Consider the following 5,861-nt stretch of genomic DNA (forward strand, 5'->3'; position numbering starts at 1 on the left):
CTTACAAAAAACTTTTTGGGTTAAAATATTGTGGAGTAGCGATTTAAAAATTGGTTGTAAAAAAAGGCAAAAAAAGTAGTTGTTAAGTGGAAAAAGGTATCTATATTTGCACCCGCAAACGGATAAGCGGTAAGCGTTGAAGTTAGTAATAGTTCATTAAGATAGGGGTTAAGATATGTCAAGAAAAGGTTAAAAAATAGTTTAAATTTTTCTTGTTTATTAAGAAATAAAGTGAGTATCTTTGCAGTCCGAATTTTAGGGAAAACAGTTCATTAAAATAGTGCGAAAAACAAATTAAAAAAAAACTTTAAAAAGTTTTTGTCAGATTAAAAATAGTTTGTAGGTTTGCATCCGCTTTAAGAAAGCGACACGATCACAGAAATTTTGGAAGGCGATTAAGTCACTAGTTCGAGTCTAGTATTTCTACAAGAGGTTGAGTTAATAAGACGAGTTAAAACTTATCATTAGCGGCTCACCAAGTTCATTGAAAATATTGAAATTGACAGCGTAAAACAAAGAGTAGAATAACCATAACTTTTCGAAGTTAAAAATTCTTTTGGAACTTAACATTTATAATATTAAAGATTATACAATGAAGAGTTTGATCCTGGCTCAGGATGAACGCTAGCGGCAGGCTTAACACATGCAAGTCGAGGGGTAACATTGATTGCTTGCAATCAGATGACGACCGGCGAACGGGTGCGTAACGCGTATAGAATCTGCCTTGTACAGGAGGATAGCCTTTAGAAATGAAGATTAATACTCCATAACTTTAAGAGATGGCATCATTTTTTAATTAAAGATTTATCGGTACGAGATGACTATGCGTCCTATTAGCTAGATGGTAAGGTAACGGCTTACCATGGCAACGATAGGTAGGGGGTCTGAGAGGATTATCCCCCACACTGGTACTGAGACACGGACCAGACTCCTACGGGAGGCAGCAGTGAGGAATATTGGTCAATGGAGGCAACTCTGAACCAGCCATGCCGCGTGCAGGAAGACTGCCCTATGGGTTGTAAACTGCTTTTATACAGGAAGAAACTTGGTTACGTGTAACCAACTGACGGTACTGTAAGAATAAGCACCGGCTAACTCCGTGCCAGCAGCCGCGGTAATACGGAGGGTGCAAGCGTTATCCGGAATCATTGGGTTTAAAGGGTCCGCAGGCGGTCAATTAAGTCAGAGGTGAAATCCCATAGCTTAACTATGGAACTGCCTTTGATACTGGTTGACTTGAGTTATACGGAAGTAGATAGAATAAGTAGTGTAGCGGTGAAATGCATAGATATTACTTAGAATACCGATTGCGAAGGCAGTCTACTACGTATATACTGACGCTCATGGACGAAAGCGTGGGGAGCGAACAGGATTAGATACCCTGGTAGTCCACGCCGTAAACGATGGACACTAGTTGTTGGATTTAGATTCAGTGACTAAGCGAAAGTGATAAGTGTCCCACCTGGGGAGTACGATCGCAAGATTGAAACTCAAAGGAATTGACGGGGGCCCGCACAAGCGGTGGAGCATGTGGTTTAATTCGATGATACGCGAGGAACCTTACCAGGGCTTAAATGTAGAGTGACAGGCTGAGAGATCGGTTTTTCTTCGGACACTTTACAAGGTGCTGCATGGTTGTCGTCAGCTCGTGCCGTGAGGTGTCAGGTTAAGTCCTATAACGAGCGCAACCCCTATCGTTAGTTGCTAACAGGTAATGCTGAGGACTCTAGCGAGACTGCCGGTGCAAACCGTGAGGAAGGTGGGGATGACGTCAAATCATCACGGCCCTTACGTCCTGGGCTACACACGTGCTACAATGGTATGGACAATGAGCAGCCACTATGCGAATAGGAGCGAATCTATAAACCATATCACAGTTCGGATCGGAGTCTGCAACTCGACTCCGTGAAGCTGGAATCGCTAGTAATCGGATATCAGCCATGATCCGGTGAATACGTTCCCGGGCCTTGTACACACCGCCCGTCAAGCCATGGAAGCTGGGGGTGCCTGAAGTCGGTTACCGCAAGGAGCTGCCTAGGGTAAAACTGGTAACTAGGGCTAAGTCGTAACAAGGTAGCCGTACCGGAAGGTGCGGCTGGAACACCTCCTTTCTAGAGAAAGATGGTGAGTTACAATAGAGGTATATTTTACTCTTTGCTGTTAATTTTAAAAAATTAGACTAAGATCTTAAGAAGTCAATAGTATTTAGTCGATAGTTGTTAGTAGTATAACTAACGTCTAAGAACTAAAGGCTAGAGGCTAAAAAAGTCTCGTAGCTCAGCTGGTTAGAGCGCTACACTGATAATGTAGAGGTCGGCAGTTCGAGTCTGCCCGAGACTACAAATTTAAGATATAAGTATAAGGAAATTCTAGAAGTTGAGTAGTAGTTGTGTCTAACTACTAACTACTATGTACTAACTACTAGTATATGGGGGATTAGCTCAGCTGGCTAGAGCGCTTGCCTTGCACGCAAGAGGTCATCGGTTCGACTCCGATATTCTCCACCAGGCGATGCCTGGAGATAAGTATAATTATCTTCATGAGTATTGCAGGCAGATTGTGACTAACAAGTTTAAATACTTGTCAGTGGCGACTCGCACAACGTTCATTGACATATTGGTAAAATGATATCGTAAAGAATCAAGATAGAGAGTTAGATAATATCTAACAAAATATTTTTATAAGAACAAGAATTATAAAGAGCTCGTTGTAGTAGAGATACTACAGCAAAAAGTACAATAAGCTAAATAAGGGCGTATGGAGGATGCCTAGGCTTTCAGAGGCGATGAAGGACGCGATAAGCTGCGATAAGTTACGGGGAGAAGCACATATTTTATGATCCGTAAATTTCCGAATGGGGCAACCCAGCATGTTGAAGACATGTTACCCGCAAGGGGGCAAACCTGGTGAACTGAAACATCTAAGTAACCAGAGGAAGAGAAAACAAAAGTGATTCCGTTAGTAGTGGCGAGCGAACGCGGATTAGCCCAAACCAATATTGTTACGGCAATATTGGGGTTGTAGGGCTGCGACATTAGAATCTAAGAGAACTGGAATCGTTTGGAAAGACGAACCGTAGAGAGTGATAGTCTCGTACAGGTAATCGAAGAGGATATAGCAGTACCCTGAGTAGTGCGGGACACGAGTAATCCTGTATGAATCCACCGGGACCATCCGGTAAGGCTAAATACTCCTGAAAGACCGATAGTGAACTAGTACCGTGAGGGAAAGGTGAAAAGAACCCTAAGTAAGGGAGTGAAAGAGAACCTGAAACCGTACGCCTACAAGCGGTCGAAGCACATTTACTGTGTGACGGCGTGCCTTTTGCATAATGAGCCTACGAGTTACTGTTGCTAGCAAGGTTAAAGATTTAAGGTCTGGAGCCGAAGCGAAAGCGAGTCTGAATAGGGCGAGATAGTTAGTAGTAGTAGACGCGAAACCGAGTGATCTACCCATGGGCAGGTTGAAGCTGTGGTAACACACAGTGGAGGACCGAACCAGTTGACGTTGAAAAGTCTTTGGATGACCTGTGGGTAGGGGTGAAAGGCCAATCAAACTCGGAAATAGCTCGTACTCCCCGAAATGCATTTAGGTGCAGCGTTGAGACAAAGTTTTATAGAGGTAGAGCTACTGATTGGATGCGGGGGCTTCACCGCCTACCAATTCCTGACAAACTCCGAATGCTATAAAATGTTTCTCAGCAGTGAGGGCATGGGTGCTAAGGTCCATGTCCGAGAGGGAAAGAACCCAGACCATCAGCTAAGGTCCCCAAATATATGTTAAGTTGAAAAAACGAGGTTTGACTGCCCAGACAGCTAGGATGTTGGCTTGGAAGCAGCCATTCATTTAAAGAGTGCGTAACAGCTCACTAGTCGAGCGGTCGAGCATGGATAATAATCGGGCATAAACATATTACCGAAGCTATGGACTTATTAAAGTGGTAGGGGAGCATTCTATATGTGCTGAAGGTGTGCTGTAAGGCATGCTGGAACGTATAGAAAAGAAAATGTAGGCATAAGTAACGATAAAGGGGGCGAGAAACCCCCTCACCGAAAGACTAAGGTTTCCTCAGCGATGCTAATCAGCTGAGGGTTAGTCGGGACCTAAGGCGAATCCGAAGGGAGTAGTCGATGGCCAACAGGTTAATATTCCTGTACTTCTTATAATTGCGATGGGGTGACGGAGTAATGAAAGCACCGCGAACTGACGGAATAGTTCGTTGAAACATGTAGGTATTGGAACTGTAGGAAAATCCGCAGATCTAGCTGAAGTGTGATAGTACCACAAGTCTTCGGATGCGTGGATAGTGTGCCTAAAGGCTTCCAAGAAAAACCTCTAAGCTTCAGATTATAAGAACCCGTACCGTAAACCGACACAGGTAGTTGGGATGAGAATTCTAAGGTGCTCGAGAGATTCATGGCTAAGGAACTAGGCAAAATAGACTCGTAACTTCGGGAGAAGAGTCGCCCTACTCCGGTAGGGCCGCAGTGAAAAGATCCAGGCGACTGTTTATCAAAAACACAGGGCTTTGCTAAATTGAAAGATGATGTATAAGGCCTGACACCTGCCCGGTGCTGGAAGGTTAAGTGGAGTTGTTAGCTTCGGCGAAGCAATCAAATGAAGCCCCAGTAAACGGCGGCCGTAACTATAACGGTCCTAAGGTAGCGAAATTCCTTGTCGGGTAAGTTCCGACCTGCACGAATGGTGCAACGATCTGGATACTGTCTCAGCCATGAGCTCGGTGAAATTGTAGTATCGGTGAAGATGCCGATTACCCGCAGCGGGACGAAAAGACCCCGTGAACCTTTACTATAGCTTCGTATTGACTTTGGATAAGTAATGTGTAGGATAGGTGGGAGACTATGAAGTGGCGTCGCTAGGCGTTGTGGAGTCGTCCTTGAAATACCACCCTTTGCTTATCTAGAGCCTAACTCAGCAATGAGAACAGTGCGTGGTGGGTAGTTTGACTGGGGTGGTCGCCTCCAAAAGAGTAACGGAGGCTTCTAAAGGTTCCCTCAGCACGCTTGGTAACCGTGCGTAGAGTGCAATGGCATAAGGGAGCTTGACTGAGAGACATACAGGTCGATCAGGTACGAAAGTAGAGCATAGTGATCCGGTGGTTCCGCATGGAAGGGCCATCGCTCAAAGGATAAAAGGTACTCCGGGGATAACAGGCTGATCTCCCCCAAGAGCTCACATCGACGGGGGGGTTTGGCACCTCGATGTCGGCTCGTCACATCCTGGGGCTGGAGAAGGTCCCAAGGGTTGGGCTGTTCGCCCATTAAAGTGGCACGCGAGCTGGGTTCAGAACGTCGTGAGACAGTTCGGTCTCTATCTGCTGTGGGCGTTAGAAATTTGAGTGGATTTGACTTTAGTACGAGAGGACCGAGTTGAACTGACCTCTAGTGTATCTGTTGTCTCGCCAGGGGCACTGCAGAGTAGCTACGTCGGGAAGGGATAAGCGCTGAAAGCATATAAGCGCGAAACCCACCACAAGATGAGATTTCTTTAAAGGGTCGTGGAAGATCACCACGTTGATAGGCTATAAGTGTAAGTGCAGTAATGTATGTAGCTGAGTAGTACTAATAACCCATAGGCTTATGTACAGTCTTCCCCTCCTAGTGGGGGGAAGCGCAACTCTTTGATGAATTTATGATATGATTTTACTAATATGTTAACTTTTACAGTTGAAATATACTGAAACGATTTAAGGTGATTATCGCAATGGGGCTCACCTCTTACCATTCCGAACAGAGAAGTTAAGCCCATTAGCGCCGATGGTACTGCCAATGGTGGGAGAGTAGGTCGTTGCCTTTCTTTATAAAACCTCAATCTTTTAGTAGATTGAGGTTTTTTTTATG

At 44.8% G+C, this 5,861-nt stretch carries 2 tRNA genes and 3 rRNA genes; all 5 read left to right on the forward strand.

Annotated features, from left to right (window positions below):
* Window positions 1-589: 589 nt before the first annotated feature.
* The 5 genes from C7448_RS15665 to rrf all read left to right on the forward strand — a co-directional run bounded on the left by C7448_RS15665 (window position 590) and on the right by rrf (window position 5,817).
* Window positions 590-2,111: ribosomal RNA gene (locus tag C7448_RS15665) — 16S ribosomal RNA — on the forward strand.
* Window positions 2,112-2,266: 155 nt separating this feature from the next.
* A tRNA-Ile gene (locus C7448_RS15670) sits at window positions 2,267-2,340 on the forward strand.
* A gap of 90 nt (window positions 2,341-2,430) precedes the next feature.
* Window positions 2,431-2,507: transfer RNA gene (locus tag C7448_RS15675), tRNA-Ala, on the forward strand.
* A 229-nt stretch (window positions 2,508-2,736) separates the two neighbouring features.
* Window positions 2,737-5,606: ribosomal RNA gene (locus tag C7448_RS15680) — 23S ribosomal RNA — on the forward strand.
* A 102-nt stretch (window positions 5,607-5,708) separates the two neighbouring features.
* A 5S ribosomal RNA gene (rrf, locus tag C7448_RS15685) occupies window positions 5,709-5,817 on the forward strand.
* The 16S, 23S and 5S rRNA genes sit together here with 2 tRNA genes alongside, the layout of an rRNA operon.
* Window positions 5,818-5,861: the final 44 nt, after the last annotated feature.

It is taken from the genome of Tenacibaculum gallaicum (assembly GCF_003387615.1).
GTDB classification, from domain to species: domain Bacteria; phylum Bacteroidota; class Bacteroidia; order Flavobacteriales; family Flavobacteriaceae; genus Polaribacter; species Polaribacter gallaicus.